The sequence below is a fragment of the Bradyrhizobium sp. 22 genome, assembly GCF_000482425.1.
GTDB lineage: Bacteria > Pseudomonadota > Alphaproteobacteria > Rhizobiales > Xanthobacteraceae > Bradyrhizobium > Bradyrhizobium japonicum_B.
This window is the reverse complement of the sequence record NZ_KI519399.1, coordinates 1,770,827-1,793,496: the sequence shown is the minus strand read 5'-3', so window position 1 is coordinate 1,793,496 and position 22,670 is coordinate 1,770,827. Positions and strand designations below refer to the sequence as shown.

Below are 22,670 nucleotides of genomic sequence, written 5' to 3'. Positions count from 1 at the left end.
TTCCTGGCTCAGTTCCCCGCGGTGCGGTTTTCAAAATAGGTGGAGCGCTGGCCGCGCAGCACGATGTCGAAGCGGTAGGCGAGCGAGTCGAACGGCGTCGAGGCGTTGAGGTCGAGCGGTGCGACCAGGCGGTCGAGCGCATCCTTGTCCGGTATCGTCGTCAGGATCGGGCAGATCGGGATCAGGGGATCGCCCTCGAAATACATCTGCGTGATCAGCCGCTGCGCGAAGCCGGAGCCGAACACGGAGAAATGGATGTGGGCGGGACGCCAGGAGTTGACGTAGTTGCGCCAGGGATAGGGCCCCGGCTTCACGGTGCGGAAATAGTAGTAGCCGCTGTCGTCCGTCAGCGCGCGGCCGCAGCCGCCGAAATTCGGGTCGATCGGCGCCAGATACGTGTCCTTCTTGTGCCGGTAGCGGCCGCCGGCATTGGCCTGCCAGAACTCGACCAGCGTGTTCGGCACGCCGCGGCCGGTCTCGTCGACCACGCGGCCGTGGACGACGATGCGCTCGCCGATCGGATCGCCGTCCTTGGCGTAGTTGCGGATCAGGTCGTTGTCGAGCGGACCGAGATCGTTGTGGCCGAACACCGGACCCGTGATCTCCGAGATCGAGCCCTCCAGCGACAGCAGCGCCTGCCGGGGCGAGCGCAGCACCGAGGATTTGTAGCCCGGCGCATGCGCCGGCGGATGAATGGAACGGTCGCGCTGGAAGAAGCCGCCGTCGCCGAGCGGCGGCGTCAAGGGCTCGGGACGGTTGAGGCGGGCATCCCGCAAGGCTGGCGCCTGGGCATTCATCGTGTCTCTCCCTGGGGCGTCCGGTCCGGACGCGCGGCTTATCGAGAGATCATGGTCCGCTCTATTCCCCGGATAAATAGATCGATTATAATATATTGCATGAAAGAAATCGATCATTTGGCGCTCGACGGCCACGCGCTCGAGCTGTTCCTCGCCGTGCTGGAGGAGGGATCGGTCACCGCGGCGGCAACCCGGCTCGGCCTGACGCAATCTGCGGTCAGCCACGGGCTGAACAAGCTGCGACGAATCGCAGGCGATCCGCTGTTCGCGAAATCCGGCCGCGGCATCGTCGCCACCGCGCATGCGCAGGCCCTCGCCGCCAAGGCGCGGGCGCTGATCGACGAGATGCGGAGCTTTGCCGGTGGCGTCACGTTCGAGCCGGCCCGCGCGCAGCTGTCGCTGACGATCGCCGCCAATGACTTCCAGCGCGATCTGCTGCTGCCGCGGTTCTTCGCTCATGTCGCTGCACAGGTGAAGGACCTGAGCCTGCGCGTGATCCCTTCGCAGTCGCCCTCGCCCGCGATGCTGCGCGAAAACCGCTGCGACGTCCTGATCACGCCGCTGCCGCCGTCCGGTATCGACATCGTGCAGAAGCGCCTCTTGAGCGATCATTACGTCTGCTACTTCGATCCCAGAACGCGCACCGCGCCGGCCGGCCGTGCTGCCTATCTCGCGGCGCGGCACATCACGGTCGTCTATACCGACAATGAGCGGCTCGACTTCGACCGCCGGCTGGCGGCCAATGGTCTTCACCGCGACATCGCGATCTCGGTGCCGAGCTTCTCCGGCGTGCCGTCGTTCCTGCGCGGCTCGCAGATGCTGGCGAGCATGCCGAGCCTGCTGGCGTCCGGGATCATGCGCGATTTCGCGCAAGCGCGGATTCCGCTGGCGTCCCGCACGCGGACGCTGGCCGAGCTGCCGATGTTCATGGTCTGGCACCAGCGCTATCAGAAGGACCCGGCCCATCGCTGGGTCAGGAACCAGCTCGAGACCGTGGCAGCGACGGCCGCCAAGGCGTGATCAAGGCGTGATAACGATACCGTCTTTCGGAAGACCAGCTCTGGCCAATTCCACTGGTTGCGCGCGGGCCACCACGCTAGAATTACTCTATGACAGTGACCGACATTGCGAGCCGGACCTACAATCACAGCTGGCGGCTGGATCCCATCATCCGCAGCCTGCTTGATACCGACTTCTACAAGCTATTGATGTTGCAGATGATTCGGGAAACCTACCCGAGTCAGCAGGTGACCTTCTCGGTCATCAACCGCTCGCGCCACGTGCGGCTCGCCGAGATCATCGACGAGAGCGAGCTGCGCGCCCAGCTCGACCATGCCCGCACCATCCGCTTCACCAAGAAGGAGCTGATCTGGCTCGCCGGCAACACTTTCTACGGCAAGACCCACATGTTCTCGGCGGACTTCATCCGCTGGCTGGCCGAATTCCGCCTGCCCGAATACGAGCTGCGCAAGGTCGAAGGCCAGTACGAGCTGCATTTCCACGGGCCGTGGACCCACACCACGATGTGGGAGATCCCGGCGCTCGCGATCCTCAACGAGTTGCGCTCCCGTGCGGCGATCAAGGGCCGCGGCCGCTTCGAGCTCGACGTGCTCTATGCCCGCGCCAAAGCCAAGCTCTGGACCAAGGTGGAGCGTCTTCGCAAGCTGGAAAACCTGCGCCTGTCCGACTTCGGCACAAGGCGCCGTCACGGCTTCCTCTGGCAGCGCTGGTGCGTCGAGGCGGTGAAGGAGGGCCTCGGCTCGTCCTTCATCGGGACGTCCAACGTGCTGCTGGCGATGGACAACGACCTCGAGGCGATCGGCACCAATGCGCATGAGCTGCCGATGGTCGCGGCCGCGCTCGCCAAGGACGACGAGGAATTGCGCTGGGCGCCCTATCGCATCCTCGACCAGTGGCGCCAGACCTACGGCGGCAACCTCCTGATCGCACTGCCCGATGCGTTCGGCACCAGGGCCTTCCTGCGCGATGCACCGGAATGGGTCGCCGACTGGACCGGCTTCCGGCCCGACAGCGCGCCGCCGATCCAGGCCGGCGAGGAGATCATCGCCTGGTGGGAGAAGAAGGGCCGCAACCCCAAGGACAAGCTGCTCGTCTTCTCCGACGCGATGGATGTCGGCTCGATCGAGGAGACCTATCACCATTTTGCCGGCCGGGTGCGGCTCTCCTTCGGCTGGGGCACCAACCTCACCAATGATTTTGTCGGCTGCACGCCGGACGGCTCGTTCAATCTCGATCCGATCTCGCTGGTCTGCAAGGTGTCGTCGGTCGACGGCCATCCCGCCGTCAAGCTCTCCGACAATCCGGAGAAGGCGACCGGCATCCCCTCGGAGATCGAGCGGTACCTGCGCGTGTTCGGCGACGCCGGCCGCGTGCGCAAGCCGGTGCTGGTCTAGCCCCGGCACGTCCGTCCTTGCCAAGCAAGGCGCACACGACGAATGCGACAAGTCGGTCGGGCGATTTGACGGCATTTGACGCAATCTGAAGGCGATCATTTCACGGCGCCTTCACCCTGCGACGCAGTCCTCCGCCCCTTTCAGGCCGAGTTAAGCAACCATCGCTTCTACTTCGCATTGCAGGCGCGGCGCTCTGTCAGGGGCAGCGCGCGATTCGGGGAACGCCAGTGTGTTTCGCAGAACAGTGACGTCGATGAAGAGGCGCAGCTTCCTTCACGTCATCAAGCTTGTCTCGCCTTTCGTGATGGTCGTCGTGCTCCAGGCGGCGATCGCGGGATTCAGCCTGGAGGTGATGTCGTCGGTTCGCGCCTATGTCGCGGGCGAAGCATTCTGGTCGCGTTCGCAGAAGAACGCCGTCTATTTCCTCAATCTCTATCTGCATTCCGGCGAGCCCAGCCAATTCGCGCAGTACCAGGCCTCGCTCGCCGTCCCCATCGGCGACGAGTTCGCGCGCTGGGCACTCGAGCGCGATCCGGTCGACGTCGAGGCGGCCCGCATCGGCTTCCTGCAAGGCGGCAACCATCCCGATGACGTCCCGGGATTGATCTGGCTATTTCGCTATTTCAACCGCGTCAACTTCCTGCAGGAAGCGATCCAGGAGTGGAGAGCCACCGATCCCATGCTGCTGGAGCTGAGCGTCTTCGGCGAGGTCATTCGGTCCGAGTGGCAGAACGGTCCTCTTCAGGACGCAAGCCGTGTGCAAGCCCTGTCGTCGCGGCTTTCCGAGCTCAACACCCAGTTCACGGTGCATGCCAAGCGGTTCTCGGCCGTCCTCGGTGAAGGCTCCCGCGCCATCAAGCTGACGCTGACCGGCATCAACATCGTCACCGCCGCCGGGCTCGCCCTGCTCCTGATCTGGCACACCAGACGATTGGTGCTGCAACGACAGGCGTTCGAGAACGCATTGCATGCCGAGAAGGAACGTCTGGCCTTCCAGGCTTCGCACGACTGGCTGACCGGCCTGTCCAACCGCCGCGCCTTCGAGGCGCGACTGCAGGGCGAGCTGGACGCTGCCGCCGCGGGTTCGCTCAGCCTGATCCTGCTCGACCTCGACCAGTTCAAGAATGTCAACGACAGCTGCGGACATCTTGCCGGCGATCGCCTGCTCTGCCAGGTCGCGCGTCTGCTGCAACACGACCGGCATCCGCACGATTTGGTGGCGCGCCTGGGCGGCGACGAGTTCGGCCTGATCCTGCCGCAGTGCTCGCCTTACGACGCGGTCGATACCGCCGAACGGCTGCGGCGATCGATCGAGATGTTCACCTTCGCCTGGGACGGCCGCTGCTTTGCGGTGACCGCCAGCATCGGCGTCGCCTGCATCGCCGACAGCACCACCACGCTCGAGGACGCGATGCGGCGCGCGGATGCCGCCTGCTATCGCGCCAAGGAAAAGGGACGCAACCGGGTCCAGGTCGACGGCGGCAGACCCGACGTCGTGCTCGTTGCAGCCCGGCCGCGCGAGGCTGCACGGGCCTGAGGCCCAAGCCTCGTTGACCTGCATCGTTCACCGCAAAGGCAGAATGCCAAGGCCGGCGAGATGCACGTCGATGAACTGCTCGACCTGCTGGCGCAGCATCTGGGGCGGCACGGCCACCATGCGCTCCTCGAGACCGAGCGAGATGATGCCATGCACGGCGGAGAACAGCGTGCGCGACAGCAGCGCGATCTTCACGTCATCCGCATCCGGCAGCAGCCGCACCAGGGGTTGATGCATCAGCGCGAAGGCGTCCATCACCATCTGCAGGATGTCATCGGGATAGGGGCGGTCATCCTCCATCCGGTGCTCGAACAGCGAGCGCAGCAGATTGGCGTGCTCGGCAAAGAAGTCGAGATAGGTTGCGGCAAGTCCGTAGAGCTGGCGCACGGGGTCATCGGCGGGAACCCCGCGAAGCCGGGCCGTGAGGGCCTGTACGGTCTCCCGATTGACGGTCAGGATCACGCCGTCGAAGTCGCCGAACTCGTTATAGACGCTGCCGACGGAACAGCCGGCGGCCTCCGCGACGTCCCGAACCTTTAATGATCTCAATCCTTTAGCGGCGATGATGCCGCGCGCGATCTCCAGGATCTGGAGCCGCCGCCGATTTTTTTTCCGGTCTCGCAGCGATTCTTCTTGAACATTGTTCATTTTCAAGCTACTCATGTGAACATTGTTCAATTTAACCAGGAGACCTGTAAAATGCAAACCCTCGCTGTTGATATCGCCACGACTTTCGTCGATGACGCCGCCGCTCTCGTGACCGGCTTTGGCCGGGCCCTGTTGCGGTTCGCCATGGCGCCGATCAATCGCATCGCCAACGCCTGCGACGTCGCCGGCGTGCTCGCCGAACGTCGGGCCGCCTTCCGGATGTGGCGCGCCAGCCGCGACCGTGCACGTTCCGAAGGACGCAGGTTTAGCGTTCTCGGCCGCTTCTCGCCCTTTCGCCACCTCTCCCATCTCACCTGAGGCGAATGCAGTCGTGCCCCTCAAGTGCGGCCCGAATCCCGGACTGGTTGCAACGAAGGACTCACCATGACCGGACATTCGCGGTCGATCTCGCTTACCTCCGTGATGCGGTTCAGGTTTTCTCATCGCCTGGACCCTATCCGGGTCAGCGCGGCTCGTCCGCCGGAGGCGACGCGGCCGCGACCAGATAGTTGCGAACCTAACGAGAGCATTTGGAGACCAACAGGATCGGAAGGACGGACGGGACAGAGCAGGCAGGCAACTTCGTCCCCTGCACTCGTCGTCCCCTGCACTCATCGGCCCATACGCTTCCGGTCGTGACGCCTCACCGGCAACAACCTCAGGCTGCATTTCCAAGACAGGACTAGTCATGATCAGGGAATTGATGTCGTCACGCCGCTTTGCGCCGCTGTTCTGGGCGCAATTCTTCTCGGCGCTCAATGACAACGTGCTCAAGAACGCACTCGTCATCATTCTGCTTTACAGCGCCGCAACCGGCTACGGCGATGCGCTGGTGACGGTGGCCGGCGCCGTCTTCATCTTCCCCTATTTCATCCTGTCCGGGCTCGGCGGCCAGCTCGCCGACAAATACGTCAAATCCGTCGTCGCAAGGCGGCTCAAGTTCGTCGAGATCTTCGCAGCCTGCTTTGCCGCCGCCGGCTTCTTCCTGCATTCGGTGCCGCTGCTGTTCACAGCGCTGGCGCTGTTCGGCACCATCGCCGCGCTGTTCGGTCCCGTGAAATACGCCATGCTGCCGGACCAGCTCGAGCTCGGCGAGCTCGCGACCGGCAACGCGCTGGTCGAAGGCGCGACCTTCATGGCGATCCTGCTCGGCACCGTCGCCGGCGGCCAGTTCGTGGCCGGCTCCGCGCATATGGGCTGGGTCGCATCCGCCGTGGTCGCGCTGGCCCTGCTGTCATGGGCGTTCGCCGCCCGCATTCCGCAGACGACGCCCTCTGCGCCCGACCTGCCCGTCGATGCCAATCCCTGGACCTCGACGCTCAGCCTGCTCAGGACCCTGCACGCCGACCATCGCTTGTGGGACGGCACCGTGATCGTGTCCTGGTTCTGGCTGGTCGGCGCCATCGTGCTGTCGCTGCTGCCGGCGCTGGTCAAGGATGTCGTCGGCGGCACCGAAGGCGTGGTGACTTTGTGCCTTGCCATCTTCGCGATCGGCATCGCGATCGGCTCGCTGTTTGCCGCAAGCCTCAGCCACGTCCGCCCGAACCTGGCGCTGGTGCCGATCGGCGCCATCATCATGGGCTTTGCCGGCCTCGATCTGGCCTGGGCCATCGGCGTGACCGCCAAGGGGCACGAGATCACCGCGTTTGGCTTCGCGACCTCGTTCGCCGGCCTGCGCATGCTGGCCGACTTCATCGCCTTCGCGTTCGGCGGCGGCCTGTTCGTCGTTCCGTCCTTTGCCGCGGTCCAGGCCTGGTCGGCAGCGTCCGAGCGCGCCCGCATCATCGCCGCCGGCAACGTGCTGCAGGCTGCCTTCATGGTGGTCGGCTCGCTGTTCGTCGCGCTGCTGCAGGCGGCCGGCCTCCATATCGGCTGGATCTTCTTCGGCCTCGGCCTCGCCAGCTTCGGCGCGGTCTGGTTCGTGATGACCAAGTGGGGCAAGGAAGGCGTGCGCGATGCCGGCGGCCTCTTGTTTCGCGCGCTGTTCCGCACGGAGGTGCGCGGGCTGGAAAACCTGCCGCCTCCGGGCACGCGCATGCTGATCGCGCCCAACCACGTCAGCCTGGTCGACGGCCCGCTGCTGCACGCCGTGCTGCCGATCGACGCCAGCTTCGCGGTCGACACCGGCATCGCCAAGGCGTGGTGGGCCAAGCCGTTCCTGCGCGTCGTCAAGCACTACACCATGGACCCGACCAAGCCGCTGGCGGCCCGCGACCTGATCAAACTGGTCGCAGCGGGCGAGCCTGTCGTGATCTTCCCGGAAGGACGCATCACCGTCTCGGGATCGCTGATGAAGGTGTATGACGGCACCGCGATGATCGCGGACAAGGCCGACGCCGTGGTCGTGCCGGTTCGCATCGAAGGCGCGCAGCGTTCATATCTCAGCTATCTCACCAGCAGCCAGATCAAGCGGTCGTGGTTTCCGCGCGTGACGGTCACCATCCTGCCGCCGGTCAAGCTCCCGGTCGATGAAACGCTCAAGGGCAAGGCGCGCCGCAATGCCGCCGGCGCCGCGCTCCAGGACGTGATGATCGACGCCCTGGTCAAGAACGCCATGCTCGATCACTCGCTGTTCGAGGCGCTCGGACACGCCTATCGCGATCGCGACACCGGCAAGGTCATCATCGAGGATGCGCTCGGCACCAAGCTGACCTATCGCAAGCTGATCCTCGGCGCGCAGGTCCTGAGCCGCAAGCTGGAGAACGGCACCAGCGTCGGCGAGAATGTCGGCGTGCTGCTGCCGAATTCAGCCGGCGTCGCCGTCGTCTTCATGGCGCTGCAGAACAGCGGCCGGGTGCCGGCGATGCTCAACTTCTCGGCCGGCCCGGTCAACGTGCTCGCCGCCATGAAGGCCGCGCAGGTCAGGACCGTGCTGACGTCGAAGGCCTTCATCGAGAAGGGCAAGCTCGACAAGCTGATGACCGCGATCTCCGCGGAGGCGCGCGTCGTTTATCTCGAGGACGTCCGCGCTTCGATCGGCGTGGCCGACAAGATCAAGGGCCTGCTCGCCGGCACCAAACCGCGCGTTGTCCGCCAGGCCAACGATCCCGCCGTGGTGCTGTTCACCTCGGGCTCGGAAGGCACGCCCAAGGGCGTCGTGCTGTCCCACCGCAACATCCTCGCCAACGCGGCGCAGGCGCTGGCGCGGGTCGATGCCAACGCCAACGACAAGGTGTTCAACGTGCTGCCGGTGTTCCACTCGTTCGGGCTCACGGGCGGAATGATGATGCCGATGCTGGCGGGCATTCCGATCTACATGTATCCCTCCCCGCTGCATTATCGCATCGTGCCCGAGCTGATCTACCAGACAGGCGCCACCATCCTGTTCGGCACCGACACGTTCCTCACCGGCTACGCCCGCTCGGCGCACGCTTACGACTTCCGCACCCTGCGCCTCGTGATCGCCGGCGCCGAAGCGGTCAAGGACCGCACGCGTCAGGTGTTCATGGAGCGCTACGGCATCCGCATCCTCGAAGGCTACGGCGTCACCGAGACGGCGCCGGTGCTGGCGATGAACACGCCGATGGCCAACCGTCCCGGCACCGTCGGCCGTCTCTCGCCGCTGATGGAAAGCCGGCTCGATCCGGTCCCCGGCATCGAGGAAGGCGGCCGCCTCTCGGTGCGTGGTCCCAACGTGATGCTCGGCTATTTGCGGGCCGAAAATCCCGGCGTGCTCGAAACGCTGCCCGAGGGCTGGCACGACACCGGCGACATCGTTTCGATCGACGCCGCCGGCTTCATCACCATCAAGGGCCGCGCCAAGCGCTTTGCCAAGATCGCGGGCGAGATGGTCTCGCTGTCCGCGGTCGAAGCCATCGCGGCGACGCTGTGGCCGCAGGCCGCGTCGGTCGCGGTGTCGATCCCCGATCCGCGCAAGGGCGAGCGCATCGTGCTGCTGACGACGGAGAAGAATGCCGAGCGCAGCGCGATGCAGACCCAGGCCAAGGCGATCGGCGCGTCCGAGCTGACCGTGCCCGCGGCGATCATGGTGGTCGACAAGGTGCCGCTGCTCGGCACCGGCAAGACCGACTACGTCACCGCGACGACGATGGCGCGCGAGCAGGCGTCGGCGCCGGAGCGCGAGGTGGCGTAGGAGGTTCCAAGCCGGACGGTGCGCGGGTCACGCCGCCGTCCGCCGCTCCTGCGCGTAACGCACCAGCGCGGCGAAGCGATAGATGCCGTGCACGAACTTGCCGTAGGGCATGGTGATGAAGAGGGCGAACACCGCGCCGAGATGCAGCGCGAGCAGCGGCCCCATCGCGGCGGTCTCGCGCAGGATCAAAAGCAGCATGCCCGTGAGGCCGGTCAGGAACAGCATGGCGATGAAGCCGACATCCATGCCGTAGCTGAGCTCGTCGAGTAGCGCCGGATCGCGCCGCATCTTGGCCGCGAACAGGCCGATCGGGCCAATGATCAGGCCGATGCCGCCCAGCGTGCCCAGCACGACGGGCAGGTCCCACCACGGATACGGCGCCTCGCGGCCGAGCAGATAGTGATACAGCGTCGCCACCGACGTCGCGGCGAAGCACAGGATGAAGCCGTAGAACGTCAGGTGGTGATACAGCCTGCGCCGGTCGGTCGGCTTGTCGTCCTCGTTGTAGCAGCCGACGCCGCCGCCATGGAGATAGCGCAGCTCGCCGGCGTCGCGGATCGCCTGAAAGATCGAGCCGCCATCGGCGCGCCCGCTGATCGCGGGACCGATGTCGCGCCAGAAGGCGCGCACGCTCATGACCAGCGCGAGAACGGCATAGAGGAATGCGGCGCCGAACAGGGCGACCATCGCATTGTGCGGCATCAGCTTGTAGAAGGCGCCGGGACCGGTGTGCACGCCGAACAGCACGCTGCGATCGTTGAGGGCGGCAAAGCCAAGGATGAACGCCGCCATGCTGAGCGCAGCGATGACGCTGATGACGAGACCGTTGCGCGCGAAGGAACCGGACAGCGCCTGAGGCCAGGCATAGGCCGCATAGGATTCCGCGCGCGCGACTGCCAGCGTCTTGGGGACATTGACGTTGAATTCGTGCGGCGGCGAGAACTGGCAATCGACGTAGCAGGCGCCGCAGGAATGACAGAGATTGGCGAGATAATTGAGGTCGCCGTCGGAGAAGGCACGGCGCATCTCCATCGCCGGAAATACCGCGCACAGGCCCTCGCAATAGCGGCAGGAATTGCAGACCGTCATCAGGCGGTCGGCTTCGTCGAGAATCCTAGTTCCGTGCATGTTTTGCCGCTTCCCGTCCTGCGATTCGTCCGAACACGCTGCCGATGGTCATGCCCATGCCGGCGGCATAGCCCTTGCCGAGCACGTTGCCGGCCATGATCTCGCCGGCCGCGAACATGTTGGCCGACGGCTTGCCGCCCTTCATCAGCATCCGCGCCTCCTTGTTCACGCGCGTGCCGAGATAGGTGAAGGTGATGCCGGGCCGCACAGGATAAGCGAGAAAAGGCGGCGTTTCGATCTTGCGCGCCCAATGTGTCTTGGGTGGCGTGATGCCCTCGGTCACGCAATCGTCCAGAATCGTGTGGTCGAACGTGCCGGGCCGCACCGCGGCGTTGAACTCGGTGATGGTCTTCTCCAGCGCGGCCGGATCGAACTCGAGCTTGGCGGCGAGCTCGGCCACCGTCTGGCCGGCGATCGGCGGGAACAGCGTCGGCATGAAGCTGGTGACGACGGTGGAATCGAAGATGATGTAGGCGATCTGGTCGGGCTGCGCCGCCACCAGCCGGCCCCAGATCGCGTAGCGCTTCGGCCAGATGTCCTCGCCTTCGTCGTAGAAGCGCTGCGCGTGCTTGTTGACCACGATGCCGAACACGACGGAATCGTGGCGGGTGATGATGCCGCCGTCGAATTTCGGCGCGCGGGCATCGATCGCGACCGCATGGCACTGGGTGGGATCGCCGACCTCCTGCACGCCCTTGTCGAGCAGCATCTTCAGGATCGCGCCGCGATTATAGGGCGTGCCGCGGATCAGGAAATTGTCGGCCGCCTCGCCCCAATATTGCTTCAGCCATTCGATGTTGGCCTCGAACCCGCCGGCGGCGGCGACCAGCGAGGTGGCGCGGATCTCGGTCTCGCCCTTGACCGGCCGTTTCAGCCGTGCGGCGAGGAACATGCCGTCCTCGATCACGAGGTCGGTGACCTCGGCATCGTATTCGACGTCGACGCCGAGCCGCTCGGCGGTCAGATACAGCGCGTTCAGCATCGCGCGGCCGCCGCCGAGGAAGAAGGAATTGGTGCGGCCAAGGCTCAGCGTGCCGCCGAGCGAGGGCTGCCAGCGCACGCCCTGCTGCACGATCCAGTCCAGGATGTCCTTGGACTCGCGGATCATGTGACGCGCCAGCGCCTCGTCGGTCTGCCCGCCGGTGACGCGCAGCAGGTCCTCCCAGAACTCCTCCTCGGTGTAGGGACCGGTCAGGATCTCGGTGGCTGCGTCATGGGCGCAGCGCATGTTGCGGGTGTGGCGGGTGTTGCCGCCGCGATAGAATTTTGGCGCTCCCTCCAGCACCAGCACCGACGCGCCGCCGCGCCGCGCGCTGATCGCTGCGCACAGCGCCGCGTTGCCGCCGCCGATCACCAGCACGTCGTATTTGCCGCTCATGCCGGCCGCCCGACGGCACGCGAGATTGGGGAAAACTTGTCCGTCAGTGGCATGCTCGACCTTCCAGCGTTGCGCATTTTGTCGACAACTAGCGCCTCGCCCGGCGCGCGGGACGCGCGTCTTCAGACGAAGCCGATAAAGCACTGTCGAGCAGCTCGGTCGGGCCACCCAGCGCGCGCGTCAGGCGGGCGGCGGCTTTCAGCAACAGCGACGTCATCGCCTTGATATTGTCCCGCGTGAAGCGCGGCTTCGGCCCCGAGAGCGACAGGGCGCCGACGCATTTGCCACCGGGGCCGAACACCGGGCACGCAAGCCCGGCGCAATCGGGATCGCGCTCGCCAAACGACAAGGCGATGCAGCTCTCGCGGATCGTGTCATAGCCCTCGCCTTTTTCACCGTCGAAGGCCAGGATGACCCGTCCGGCCGCGCCGCGATCCAGCGGCAGCAGCATGCCGGCCTCGACCCGGTCGAGCGTCGAATGCTGGGAGTCGACGCGGAAGACGCAGAGCCGGCGCTTGGCATCATGCCGCACGTGATAGGAAGGGCTTTCGGTGCCGTCCGCCACGAGCTGGCGCAGGATCGGCATCACGCGATCATACAGGTTGTTGCCGCGCTGATAGATCGCGCCGAGCCGGAAGGGCGTCGGCCCGAGATGGTAGCGGCCGTCGGCGAGCTGCAGGAGATAGCCGAACTCCTGTAACGAGGCCATCAGCCGCAACAGCGTGCTCTTGTACATGCCGGTGCGCCGGGCGAGCTCGGCCAGAGTCATCGGCTCCGGCGCATCCTCGAAGGCCGCAAGGATGGTCAGGGCGCGGTCGACGGCGGCGACACCGGGCATGCAGGCTCCTAGTCCGGGAATCCAGAGGGATCGATGAGCTTGGCGATGACGGGAAAGTACGCATCGCCCATGCCCTTGTCGATCGTCTCCTGGAAGATCGTGCGCATCAGCGCCGCGCCGCGCAGGCTCAGCCCGGCCTGTGCGCCCAGCTCCAGCGCGTAGGAGAGATCCTTCATCGCATATTCGGTCGAGAAGGCCCGCAGCGGAAACTCCTCGGCGACGATCGCCTTCATGCCATGATTGCGCAGGGCAAAGCTGTCCGCAGACCCCTTCGACAGCGTCTCCAGCAGCAGCTTCGGCTCGACGCCGCTGTGCTTGGCGATCGCGACGGCTTCCGCCAGCGCATTGACGGTCTCAAACAGCACCATGTTGTTAAGGATCTTCGTGACCTGCCCGGCCCCGGTGCCACCGCAGAGGGTGACGTCCGTGGCGAAATGGCGGATCAGCGGCTCGACCCGGCCAAAGTGCTCGGGCGTGGCGCCGACCATGACGCTGAGCGTGCCGTCCTGCGCGGCCTGACGTGTGCGCGCGATAGGCGCGTCGATCCAGAGCGCGCCTTTGTCAGCCAGCTGCTTGGCGAATGATCGCGTCTGGCCGACATCGGAGGTGCCGAGATCGATCACGGTCTGTCCGCTTCTGATGTTCGGCAAGATGCCTTCGAAGACCGACATCACATGCTTGGCGCTGGGCAGGCACAGGAAGATCGTCCCGGCGCCGGCGACGACGTCCTCGACCGACTTTGCCGCCTTCGCTCCGTCGGCCACGATCCGCGCCAACGGCTCTGCGGCGAGGTCGAACGCGAGCACGGCTCGGCCGCTCTTGCGCAACAGGTTGCGGCAGATCGGCTCGCCCATGACGCCAAGACCGACGAATCCAATCGAACCAGACATTCCGTTCTTCTCCCTCGAACCATTGTGACCGGGCGGCTGCGGGCCGCCCGGTCACGTCGTTACTTCACCAGCGGGCAGCCGCCTTCGCTCATCGGTCGGAACACCTCTTCGCCCGGCTTGGAGCTGACGACCCGGTAATAGTCGAACTTGTACTTGGATTCTTCCGGCTTCTTCACTTGGACCAGATGCATGGTGTGCAGCACGCGCCCGTCGGGGCGGATCGCCACATCCTTGTTGTACATATCATTGACTTTCAACGCGTGCATCTTGGCGGCAACGGCCGTCGCGTCCGTGGTGCCGGCCGCCTTCACGGCGGCAAGGTAGTGGTGAACGCCGCTATAGACTCCGGCCTGGACCATGCTCGCGACCTTGCCGTCCATCAGGGCGGCATAGCGCTTCGACCATGCCCGGGTTTGCTCGTTGAGATCCCAATAGAACGAGGTCGTCACCTGCAAACCCTGGGTGACCTTCAGGCCGAGCGAGTTCACGTCCGTGATGAAAACGAGCAGGCCAGCAAGTTTCTGGCCACCCTCGACGATGCCGAATTCACCCGCTTGCTTGATCGCGGTCTGCACGTCGGCACCCGACGTCGCCAGGCCCACCACGTCGGCCTTGGAGCCCTGCGCCTGCAGCAGAAAGGACGCGAAGTCGGCGGTTCCGAGCGGGTGCGCGGCCGAGCCGATCACTTTGCCGCCCGCGGCCTCGATGAACTTGGTCGCGTCGCGCTGAAGCGCGTGACCGAAGGCGTAGTCGGCCGTCACGAAATACCACGTCTTGCCGCCGGCCCGCGTGATCGCATCGCTGGTGAGCTTGGACAGCGCATAGGTGTCGTAGTTGAAATGGAAGCTGACCGGCGAGCACGCTTTTCCCGTGAAATCGGACGAGCCGGGGCCCGAGATGACGAAAATCTTGTTCTTCTGCTTGGCAACTTCGAGGATGGCAAAACCGGCCGAGGAGGCCGCGCCGTCCGCGATCATGTCGACACCTTCATTGTCGAACCATTTGCGCGCGGTGGCCGATGCGATGTCCGGCTTGTTCTGATGGTCGGCCGAAACGATCTCGATCTTCTTGCCGAGCAATTCGTTGCCGAAGTCCTCGGCGGCAAGCTTTGCGGCGGCAACCGAGCCGCGCCCGCCATTGTCGGCGAACACGCCGGACTGGTCATTGAGCACGCCGATCCTGATCACATTGTCGGCTGCAAATGCGGTGCTCGCTTGTGCGGCCAGAATTGCCGCCATGATCCAACGCAACTTCATAAGATAAGCCTCCCGTTTACGAATTTTGCTTGTTGAGGATGTCTTGCAGCACCGGCGCGATGTAGCGCCGGAACTGTTCCGGATTTTCACTCATCGGAAAATGGCCGAGCCGCTCCATCACGGTCGCCTTCGCGCCGGGAATGCCGGCGGCGGTGCGCAGCGTGTCTTCCGGCGTGCAGGAGAAGTCGTATTCGCCGGTGAGGAGATAAAGCGGGCACTGGTTGACGTCGATGTCAGCGGTGCGGCCGCGCAGATCTCCGTCAACGCGATAGAAATAAAGATCGCCCTTGAAGATGCCGGGGCCGCCCTGCTTGTAGCCCCACAGCGTTTCGTTGCGCGAGGCTTCCGGGCCGCCAGGCGCGATCAGCCCGGACACCAGCGCGGCGCAGACCTCCCCGCCATGAACATCGGGCCGGTTCAGCCAAGCCGTGTCGTACCAGGGCTGCTGGAAGTCCGCGGCCTCGAGCCCGATCAGGGCGCGAAACTCGCGCGCGTGCTCGATGGCGAGATTGAGCACGATGCGGCCGCCGATCGAGCAGCCCATCACCACCGGGCGCTCCAACTTCAGCGCGTTGCAGAACGCGCGGATGGTCGCGGTGTAGCTTGCCGTGGTCAGTCGGTACTCGGTGCCATACTGGCTGTCGGGCGGATTGGACTTGCCGTGCCAAGGCATGTCGAAGGCGACGATGCGGAAATGTCTGGTGAGCTCGGGATCGGTCAGCAAATGCCGCCATTGTCGCGCGTCAGAACCGGCGGTGTGGAGGCAGACCAAGGGAATGCCGCTGCCGTTCTCCTCGAAATAGATGCGGTTGGTCTCTCCGTTGATTTCAACGTGCACGTAGCGCCCGACGATCGGCTCGATGAAGCCGTTCATGACGCGCCTCCAAAACCGTTCTGTCGGGGCAGCGCCAGGAGATCCTTGAAGTACTGAAGATGAGTCATGAAGGGATGCAGATCCCCTTCAAGGGTCGCCTGTCCGCGCTTGGTCAGCGCGAGCAGATCATGCCAGCCGGCTGGTGGCATCTGCTGCCAATGGGCGGCAAGCGCAGCCGGCGTCGCACGGTAGGCGAACCGCCAGGAGCGCATCAGGACGGGTGCCGGCGTCATGTCCACGATCTGCCCGGCGCGGATGGCAACGTGAAAGGGCTGGGTGCTCGGGCCGAGCAGGCAGTCGACGTCGAGCCAGCGTCCACGGAAGGTCAGAGCGGCATCGCGCGCCAGCAGGTCCGGGATCATCTCGAAGGCGGCGGTGACGGCATCGGGCGCGAACGGCACCGGTGGATCGGTGTCGGGAAACAGATTGGATTGCATCGCCTCACCTCCCTCGTTCTATTGTGCAGAACGTCATTCTATTCTACTCAGATCTATACAGAGCTTCCGCCCGAACTCAAGTGGTGGGGTGCTCAGGAAGCCGCATGCCGTCGCGAGGGGCTTCAATAGGAGTGCATTGTCCCAGGAGCTGGCGGCTCGGGATCAGGCCTCGAAAACGCGCGCGAGCAGCCAATAGCTGCCAAGCAGGCAGATCACCGCGGACAGCGCGTAAACCAGCGCCGGCGCCCTCACCGCTTCGAACCGATCTTCAACACCGGGTCGATCGGCCAGACGGAGGATCGGCAATGCGATCGCGACGATCGCGACCTGTCCGATCTCGACGCCGATGTTGAAAGCTGCCAGCGCGGGCAGGACTGCGTTCGGTGGCAGCCCGACCTCGCGAAGCACGCCGGCGAAGCCGAAGCCGTGTATCAAGCCGAACAGGAAGGCCACGCGCCAGCGCCTGTCGACGTCGCGCGAGAAGAAGTTCTCCACGGCGACGAAGACGATTGAAGCCGCGATTGCGGGCTCCACGACGCGGCTCGGGATGACGAGGACATCCAGCGCGGCCAGTGACAAGGTGATCGAATGGGCGATGGTGAAGGCCGTCACGATCTTGACGACGGGAACGAGCCGTCTCGCCCACAGCATCACGGCGACCAGAAATGCGACGTGATCGTAGCCGAGGAAGATGTGTTCGATGCCGGTGAACAGATAACGCTGCAGGGTCGACGATAGCGACGGCGGCGCCGTTGAAAGCGTGATCGTCGTATGGCCGGCGTCGAGCAAGGCCTGTGCCTCCGACCGGCCCTGCGCAATCAGGACGATTTGACGCGCGGCCGGATCCTTCTCGGTCAGCACCGTCGAGCGATAGACGATGTCGCCGGCGGCGTCAGCGCAGACAAATCCGTTGCGATAGAGAATGCCGTCGCCGTCGGCCAGGATCGCCGCATCTCGGGCCACACAGGGCTTGGCACCGCCCGTGACAGCCAGGTGCGTGCTTATATAGGCGAGGATGGCGGACTTGGCTGCTTCGACCGCGGCGGGATCGACCGCGTCTTGTCTGGGGTCATAGGTCCGCATTGCGATCAGGCGATCGACATCGCTGCCCTTCAATCCGAGTTCGACGCTGACCGTGCGATCGGCGTCCAGCGCCACGCGCGCCGTGACAAGGTTGACCTGATGCGCCTCAGCCGGAAGACCGATGCCAAGCAGCACCGCGAGCCACGGCAGAAGCAGCCGCCTCATGACCCCGCTCCATCCTGCTCACGCCAGTACATCCGCAACGACCGCCTTGAGGACATCCCGCACATCGGCTGGCTTCAATCGCACCTGCAAGCCGCGCTGGCCGCCATTGAGATAGACCATCTCCTGCGCGAGCGCACTCTGCTCGACCACCGTACGCACCGCCTTGCGCTGTCCGAACGGGCTGATGCCGCCGACCTTGTAGCCGGTGACGCGCTCCGCCTCGGGCGGTTTCATCATCTGCGCCGACTTCCCGCCTGCCGCAGCGGCGAGCTTCTTCATCGAGACTTCCCGGTCCGACGGCACGACCACGCAGACCGGCTTGCCGTCGACCTGCGCCATCAGCGTCTTGAGCACGCGCGCGGGATCCTCGCCGAGCGCGGCGGCCGCCTGCAGCCCGATGCTCTCGGCGTCAGGATCGTAGTCGTAGGCGTGGACGGTGAAGGCAACACCGGCGGCTGCGAGTGCGCGTGTGGCGGGGGTGACTTTGGACATGGGCCATATCTACCACCGTCATTGCGAGGAGCGCGACGGGGGGATGGGGGTATAAATTGCCCGCCACAGGCTGTCGTCCCCGCGTGCGCGGGGACGACAGTCGGATTTGGCGGCGCTAGGCTGCCAAACCCGACAAGAACGTCCTACTCCGCCGCGTCCCGCAGCTCCACGCGCTCGGCCCTGGCCGCACAGAACTTGAACTCCGGGATCTTGCCGAACGGATCGAGCGCGGGATTGGTGAGCAGGTTCGCCGCCGCTTCCGCGTAGCAGAACGGCATGAACACCATGTTCTCCGGCACGTCGCGATCGGAGCGCACCTTGACCTCGACGGCGCCGCGGCGGGTCTCCAGCCTAATGAAATCGCCGGGCGCAAGCTGCTTCCTGCGCATGTCCTTCGGTGACATGAAGGCGACCGCCTCCGGCTCGATCTGGTCGAGCACCTGCGCGCGGCGGGTCATCGAGCCGGTGTGCCAGTGCTCCAGCACGCGGCCGGTCGAGAGCACCATGGGATATTCGGCGTCGGGAATCTCGTCCGGCGGGATCACCTTGGCCGGCACGATCTTGCCGCGGCCGCTCGCGGTCGGGAAGCCCGTGGTGAAGATGATCTCGTTGCCGGGCTTGTCGGGCGCATCGACCGGATAGGTCACCGCGCCTTCGCGCACCAGCCGCTCCCAGGTGATGTTCTTCAGCGACGGCATCAGCTCCGCCATCTCGGTGAAGACCTCGCCGGGACCGGAATAATTCCACGGCAGGCCCATGCGCTTGCCGATCTCCTGGATGATCCAGAGATCCTGCCGCGCATCGCCCGGCGGCTTGATCACCTGACGGGCGAGCTGCACGCGGCGATCGGTGTTGGTGAAGGAGCCGTCCTTCTCCGCAAAGGCCGAGGCCGGCAGGATCACGTCGGCGTGGAACGCGGTCTCGGTGACGAAGAGATCCTGCACCACGAGATGATCGAGCATGGCGAGCGCGTGGCGCGCATGCTGCAGATCAGGATCCGACATCGCGGGGTTCTCGCCCTCGATATACATGCCCTTGATCTCGCCGGCATGGATCGCGTTCATGATCTCGACCACGGTCAGGCCGCGCACGGGATCGAGATCCTGTTGCCAGAGCTTCTCGAAGCTGCTGCGCAGATCGTCGCGACCCACCGGCTGATAATCCGGCAGGAACATCGGGATCAGGCCGGCGTCGGAGGCGCCCTGCACGTTGTTCTGGCCGCGCAGCGGATGCAGGCCGGTGCCGGGACGGCCGACCTGGCCGGTGATCAGCGCCAGCGCGATCAGGCAGCGCGCATTGTCGGTGCCGTGGACGTGCTGGCTGATGCCCATGCCCCAGAAGATGATCGACGACTTCGCCCGCGCATAGGTCCGCGCCACCTCGCGCAGCGTCTGCGCCGGGATGCCGCAGATCGCTTCCATCTTCTCCGGCGTGAACTCCTTGATCTTCTCCTTGAGGTCCTCGAAGCCCTCGGTGTAGCCGGCGATGTACTGGTCGTCGGTGAGGCCTTCGGTGATGATCGTGTTGATCATCGCATTCAGCATGGCGACGTCGGAGCCGGGCTTGAACTGCAGATGCTTGGTCGCGTGGCGCGACAGCGTCTGCCGGCGTGGATCCATCACGAACAGCTTGGCGCCGTTCTGCTTGACCGCGTTCTTGATGAAGGTCGCGGCGACCGGATGGTTCACGGTCGGGTTGGCGCCGATCACGATGATGACCTCGGCATCCATCGCCGCCGCGAACGGCGCCGACACCGCGCCCGAGCTCAGGCCTTCGAACAGCGCCGCCACCGAGGAGGCGTGGCACAAACGGGTGCAGTGGTCGACATTGTTCGAGCCGAAGCCGGTGCGCACCAGCTTCTGGAACAGATAGGCCTCTTCGTTCGAGCCCTTGGCCGAACCGAAGCCGGCCAGCGCCTTCACGCCCTTCTCGTCGCGGATCTTGACGAGGCCCTTGGCAGCGATGTCGAGCGCTTCGTCCCAGCTCGCCTCGCGGAAATGGGTGAAGGGGTTGGCCGGATCGACCTGATCGTTGGCATCCTTCTTCGCATTCGGCAGCCGCACCAGCGGCTTGGTCAGGCGATGCGGATGGTGGATGTAGTCGAAGCCGAAACGGCCCTTGACGCAGAGACGATTGTGATTGGCGGGGCCGTCGCGGCCTTCCGCATAGATCACCTTCTCGTCCTTGACCTCGTAGGTGACCTGGCAGCCGACGCCGCAGAACGGGCAGAGCGAGTCCACCTTCTTGTCGGCGTAGGTGACGCGGGTCTGCTTCTCGTCCAGCATCACGGCCGGCATCAAGGCGCCGGTCGGGCAGGCCTGCACGCATTCGCCGCAGGCGACGCAGGTGGACTCGCCCATGGGATCGTCGAAGTCGAACACGATTTTCGAGCCGTGACTACGATAAGCCATGCCGATGACGTCGTTGACCTGGACCTCGCGGCACGCGCGCACACACAGGCCGCACTGGATGCAGGCATCGAGGTTGACGCGCATCGCCGGATGGCTGGCGTCGGTCGCCCAGCGCTCGGCAGCCGGGAAGCGGCTCTCGGTCACGCCCGTGGTCTCGGCCCAGTGCCAGAACTTCGACTCCGGATCGTGGCTGGTCTCGCGCGCCGGCTGGTCGGCGACGAGCAGCTCCATCACCATTTTCTGCGCGGACACCGCCCGCGCGCTCTCGGTCTTCACCTTCATGCCGACCGACGGCGTGCGCTTGCAGGACGCCGCCAGCACGCGCTCGCCCTCGATCTCGACCATGCAGGCGCGGCAATTGCCGTCGGGACGATAGTCGGGCGCCGGCGAATAGCACAGATGGGGAATGTCGCGGCCTTGGCGCTTGGCCACCTGCCAGATGGTCTCGCCGGGTTTGGCCTCGACCTGCTTGCCGTCGAGCTCGAACGTAATCTTGGTCATTCGGCCGCTTCCTTGAACTCGTCAGGGAAATATTTGATCACTGAGGACAGCGGATTCGATGCCGCCTGTCCGAGCCCGCAGATCGAGGCGTCGCGCATCGCCTGGCTCAATTCTTCCAGCAACGCGCGGTTCCAGACCGGCTTCTGCATCAGCAGCGCCGCCTTCTGGGTTCCGACGCGGCACGGCGTGCACTGGCCGCAGCTCTCGTCCTCGAAGAACTTCATCAGGTTCAGCGCCGCCGCGCGCACGCTGTCCTTTTGCGACAGGATCACGATCGCGGCCGAGCCGATGAAGCAGCCGTATTTCTCCAGCGTGCCGAAATCGAGCGGGATGTCGTCCATCGACGCCGGCAGAATGCCGCCGGACGCACCGCCCGGCAGATAAGCGTAGAACTGATGGCCGTCGGCCATGCCGCCGCAATATTCGTCGATCAGCTCGCGCACGGTGATGCCGGCGGGCGCGAGCTTCATGCCGGGCTTCTTGACCCGCCCCGAGACCGAGAAGCTGCGCAGGCCGTGCCGCTCGTGGCGGCCATGGCCCTTCCACCAGTCGGCACCCTTCTCGACGATGTCGCGCACCCACCACAGCGTCTCGATGTTGTTGATCAGCGTCGGCAGGCCGAACAGGCCGACCTGGAACGGGTAAGGCGGCTTGTGCCGGGGCAGGCCGCGCTTGCCTTCGATGCTCTCGAGCAGCGAGGATTCCTCGCCGCAGATATAGGCGCCGGCGCCGCGGCGCATGTGCAGCGTCGGGCCGCCCGGCGGCAGCTTTGCGATCTCGCGCTCCAGGATCTCGCGCGAGGCTGGATATTCGTCGCGCAGATAGATGTAGACGTCGGAGGCCTGCACCACATGCGCGCCGATCAGCATGCCTTCGATGAAGCGATGCGGATCGGTTTCGAGGTAATAGCGGTCCTTGAACGTGCCGGGCTCACCCTCGTCGCCGTTGATCGCCATCAGCCGCGGACCGGGCTCGCCCAGCACGGCGCGCCATTTGCGGCCCGTCGGGAAGCCGGCGCCACCGAGCCCGCGCAACGAGGCGTCGTCGAGCGACCTCAACAGATCGTCCGTCGACAGCTCCCCCGAGCGCAGCCGGCCCAGCAGCTTGTAGCCGCCGCCGGCGACATAGGCGTCGTAACCGACATAGTCGGGCAGATGGGCGTGGGTGTCGCCGCCTTTCGCGGCGGCCATCACGCTCGTCACCGTCGCATGATCGACGAAGTTGTGACCGACCTCCGCAGCAGGCGCGGTATCGCAGCGCCCGACGCAGGGCGCGCGCACGACGCGGATGCCGGGACCCGACGCGCTTTGCAAATCCTCGAGCAGCTTCTCGCCGCCGAGCATCGCGCAGGTCAGGGAGTCGCAAACGCGGATCGTCAGCGGCGCAATGTCAGGCTCGCCCTCCTTCACCACGTCGAAATGGGCATAGAACGTCGCCGTCTCGAACACTTCGGCGAAGGCGAGCTTCATCTCGTCGGCAAGCGCAGCCAGATGCGCAGCCGAGATCTGGTGATATTTGTCCTGAATCAGGTGCAGATATTCGATCAACAGATCCCGCCGCCGCGGCCGGTCGCCAAGCAGCTGCTCGATCTCGTGCGCGGCGGTTGGGTCGACCTGGCGCCCCTTGGGCGTGGCCTTGGCGCGCCGGCGTCCCTCACCGGGATGCTCGAACGGGCGGACCTCATGCACGTCGTGGCTCATCGATTCGTCTCGATCTCGTCTTCAGAAC

At 65.3% G+C, this 22,670-nt stretch carries 17 protein-coding genes; 4 read left to right on the top strand and 13 right to left on the bottom strand.

The genetic code is table 11. The features are described from left to right. Positions 1-8: 8 nt before the first annotated feature. Positions 9-797 (bottom strand): protocatechuate 3,4-dioxygenase subunit beta, encoded by a 789-nt coding sequence (gene pcaH, locus K410_RS0109835; RefSeq protein ID WP_028134684.1) that lies wholly within the window; start codon positions 795-797, stop codon positions 9-11. Between the two features lie 99 nt (positions 798-896). On the opposite strand from pcaH, the gene K410_RS0109830 reads away from it, so the two are divergent. The 3 genes from K410_RS0109830 to K410_RS0109820 all read left to right on the top strand — a co-directional run bounded on the left by K410_RS0109830 (position 897) and on the right by K410_RS0109820 (position 4,748). Beyond that, positions 897-1,817: a LysR family transcriptional regulator gene (locus tag K410_RS0109830; protein WP_028134683.1), complete on the top strand. Its 921-nt coding sequence runs from the start codon at positions 897-899 to the stop codon at positions 1,815-1,817. A gap of 89 nt (positions 1,818-1,906) precedes the next feature. After that, positions 1,907-3,211, top strand: a complete 1,305-nt coding sequence (gene pncB, locus K410_RS0109825; RefSeq protein WP_028134682.1) for a nicotinate phosphoribosyltransferase — start codon at positions 1,907-1,909, stop codon at positions 3,209-3,211. 229 nt (positions 3,212-3,440) lie between these two features. Continuing rightward, positions 3,441-4,748 (top strand): GGDEF domain-containing protein, encoded by a 1,308-nt coding sequence (locus tag K410_RS0109820; RefSeq protein ID WP_028134681.1) that lies wholly within the window; start codon positions 3,441-3,443, stop codon positions 4,746-4,748. Positions 4,749-4,775: 27 nt separating this feature from the next. Here the strand turns inward: K410_RS0109820 and K410_RS0109815 are convergent, their stop codons facing one another. Beyond that, on the bottom strand, positions 4,776-5,396 hold the full coding sequence (locus K410_RS0109815; RefSeq protein WP_028134680.1) for a TetR/AcrR family transcriptional regulator: 621 nt from the start codon (positions 5,394-5,396) through the stop codon (positions 4,776-4,778). Between the two features lie 688 nt (positions 5,397-6,084). Between K410_RS0109815 and K410_RS0109805 the strand changes: the two genes are divergently transcribed. After that, positions 6,085-9,489 carry an acyl-[ACP]--phospholipid O-acyltransferase gene (locus K410_RS0109805; RefSeq protein ID WP_028134678.1) on the top strand — a complete coding sequence of 1,135 codons (3,405 nt, stop codon included), beginning with the start codon at positions 6,085-6,087 and terminating at the stop codon, positions 9,487-9,489. Between the two features lie 27 nt (positions 9,490-9,516). Here the strand turns inward: K410_RS0109805 and tcuB are convergent, their stop codons facing one another. The 11 genes from tcuB to K410_RS0109750 all read right to left on the bottom strand — a co-directional run bounded on the left by tcuB (position 9,517) and on the right by K410_RS0109750 (position 22,642). After that, positions 9,517-10,617, bottom strand: coding sequence for a tricarballylate utilization 4Fe-4S protein TcuB (gene tcuB / locus K410_RS0109800; protein ID WP_028134677.1), 1,101 nt, complete (start codon positions 10,615-10,617; stop codon positions 9,517-9,519). Continuing rightward, positions 10,604-11,995 (bottom strand): FAD-dependent tricarballylate dehydrogenase TcuA, encoded by a 1,392-nt coding sequence (tcuA, locus tag K410_RS0109795; protein ID WP_028134676.1) that lies wholly within the window; start codon positions 11,993-11,995, stop codon positions 10,604-10,606. Before tcuA ends, tcuB begins: the two co-directional genes overlap by 14 nt. 88 nt (positions 11,996-12,083) lie before the next feature. Then, positions 12,084-12,833, bottom strand: coding sequence for an IclR family transcriptional regulator (locus K410_RS36690; RefSeq protein ID WP_049819989.1), 750 nt, complete (start codon positions 12,831-12,833; stop codon positions 12,084-12,086). An 8-nt stretch (positions 12,834-12,841) separates the two neighbouring features. After that, positions 12,842-13,723: an NAD(P)-dependent oxidoreductase gene (locus K410_RS0109785; RefSeq protein ID WP_028134675.1), complete on the bottom strand. Its 882-nt coding sequence runs from the start codon at positions 13,721-13,723 to the stop codon at positions 12,842-12,844. A gap of 59 nt (positions 13,724-13,782) precedes the next feature. After that, positions 13,783-14,979 carry an ABC transporter substrate-binding protein gene (locus K410_RS0109780; RefSeq protein ID WP_028134674.1) on the bottom strand — a complete coding sequence of 399 codons (1,197 nt, stop codon included), beginning with the start codon at positions 14,977-14,979 and terminating at the stop codon, positions 13,783-13,785. A gap of 16 nt (positions 14,980-14,995) precedes the next feature. After that, positions 14,996-15,853 carry an alpha/beta fold hydrolase gene (locus K410_RS0109775; protein ID WP_028134673.1) on the bottom strand — a complete coding sequence of 286 codons (858 nt, stop codon included), beginning with the start codon at positions 15,851-15,853 and terminating at the stop codon, positions 14,996-14,998. Beyond that, a complete protein-coding gene (locus K410_RS0109770) occupies positions 15,850-16,290 on the bottom strand; it encodes a hypothetical protein (RefSeq protein ID WP_028134672.1) in 441 nt (146 codons plus the stop codon). The genes K410_RS0109775 and K410_RS0109770 overlap by 4 nt, the downstream gene beginning before the upstream one ends. 162 nt (positions 16,291-16,452) lie before the next feature. Continuing rightward, a complete protein-coding gene (locus tag K410_RS0109765; protein WP_028134671.1) occupies positions 16,453-17,538 on the bottom strand; it encodes a HupE/UreJ family protein in 1,086 nt (361 codons plus the stop codon). Between the two features lie 18 nt (positions 17,539-17,556). Then, the gene (gene ybaK, locus K410_RS0109760; protein WP_028134670.1) at positions 17,557-18,030 is read right to left on the bottom strand and encodes a Cys-tRNA(Pro) deacylase; all 474 of its coding nucleotides are present in this window, start codon (positions 18,028-18,030) and stop codon (positions 17,557-17,559) included. Positions 18,031-18,173: 143 nt separating this feature from the next. Further along, positions 18,174-20,942 carry a formate dehydrogenase subunit alpha gene (fdhF, locus tag K410_RS0109755; RefSeq protein WP_028134669.1) on the bottom strand — a complete coding sequence of 923 codons (2,769 nt, stop codon included), beginning with the start codon at positions 20,940-20,942 and terminating at the stop codon, positions 18,174-18,176. Beyond that, entirely contained in the window at positions 20,939-22,642 is a 1,704-nt protein-coding gene (locus K410_RS0109750; RefSeq protein WP_028134668.1) for an NADH-ubiquinone oxidoreductase-F iron-sulfur binding region domain-containing protein, read from the bottom strand. The genes fdhF and K410_RS0109750 overlap by 4 nt, the downstream gene beginning before the upstream one ends. Positions 22,643-22,670 lie beyond the last annotated feature (28 nt).

Bases quoted from the DNA above. Each gene is read 5' to 3' on its own strand.
- pcaH (WP_028134684.1), bottom strand. From the start codon at position 797: ATGAATGCCCAGGCGCCAGCCTTGCGGGATGCCCGCCTCAACCGTCCC.
- K410_RS0109830 (WP_028134683.1), top strand. From the start codon at position 897: ATGAAAGAAATCGATCATTTGGCGCTCGACGGCCACGCGCTCGAGCTG.
- pncB (WP_028134682.1), top strand. From the start codon at position 1,907: ATGACAGTGACCGACATTGCGAGCCGGACCTACAATCACAGCTGGCGG.
- K410_RS0109815 (WP_028134680.1), bottom strand. From the start codon at position 5,396: ATGAACAATGTTCAAGAAGAATCGCTGCGAGACCGGAAAAAAAATCGG.
- K410_RS0109805 (WP_028134678.1), top strand. From the start codon at position 6,085: ATGATCAGGGAATTGATGTCGTCACGCCGCTTTGCGCCGCTGTTCTGG.
- tcuB (WP_028134677.1), bottom strand. From the start codon at position 10,617: ATGCACGGAACTAGGATTCTCGACGAAGCCGACCGCCTGATGACGGTC.
- tcuA (WP_028134676.1), bottom strand. From the start codon at position 11,995: ATGAGCGGCAAATACGACGTGCTGGTGATCGGCGGCGGCAACGCGGCG.
- K410_RS36690 (WP_049819989.1), bottom strand. From the start codon at position 12,833: ATGCCCGGTGTCGCCGCCGTCGACCGCGCCCTGACCATCCTTGCGGCC.
- K410_RS0109785 (WP_028134675.1), bottom strand. From the start codon at position 13,723: ATGTCTGGTTCGATTGGATTCGTCGGTCTTGGCGTCATGGGCGAGCCG.
- K410_RS0109780 (WP_028134674.1), bottom strand. From the start codon at position 14,979: ATGAAGTTGCGTTGGATCATGGCGGCAATTCTGGCCGCACAAGCGAGC.
- K410_RS0109775 (WP_028134673.1), bottom strand. From the start codon at position 15,853: ATGAACGGCTTCATCGAGCCGATCGTCGGGCGCTACGTGCACGTTGAA.
- K410_RS0109770 (WP_028134672.1), bottom strand. From the start codon at position 16,290: ATGCAATCCAATCTGTTTCCCGACACCGATCCACCGGTGCCGTTCGCG.
- K410_RS0109765 (WP_028134671.1), bottom strand. From the start codon at position 17,538: ATGAGGCGGCTGCTTCTGCCGTGGCTCGCGGTGCTGCTTGGCATCGGT.
- ybaK (WP_028134670.1), bottom strand. From the start codon at position 18,030: ATGTCCAAAGTCACCCCCGCCACACGCGCACTCGCAGCCGCCGGTGTT.
- fdhF (WP_028134669.1), bottom strand. From the start codon at position 20,942: ATGACCAAGATTACGTTCGAGCTCGACGGCAAGCAGGTCGAGGCCAAA.
- K410_RS0109750 (WP_028134668.1), bottom strand. From the start codon at position 22,642: ATGAGCCACGACGTGCATGAGGTCCGCCCGTTCGAGCATCCCGGTGAG.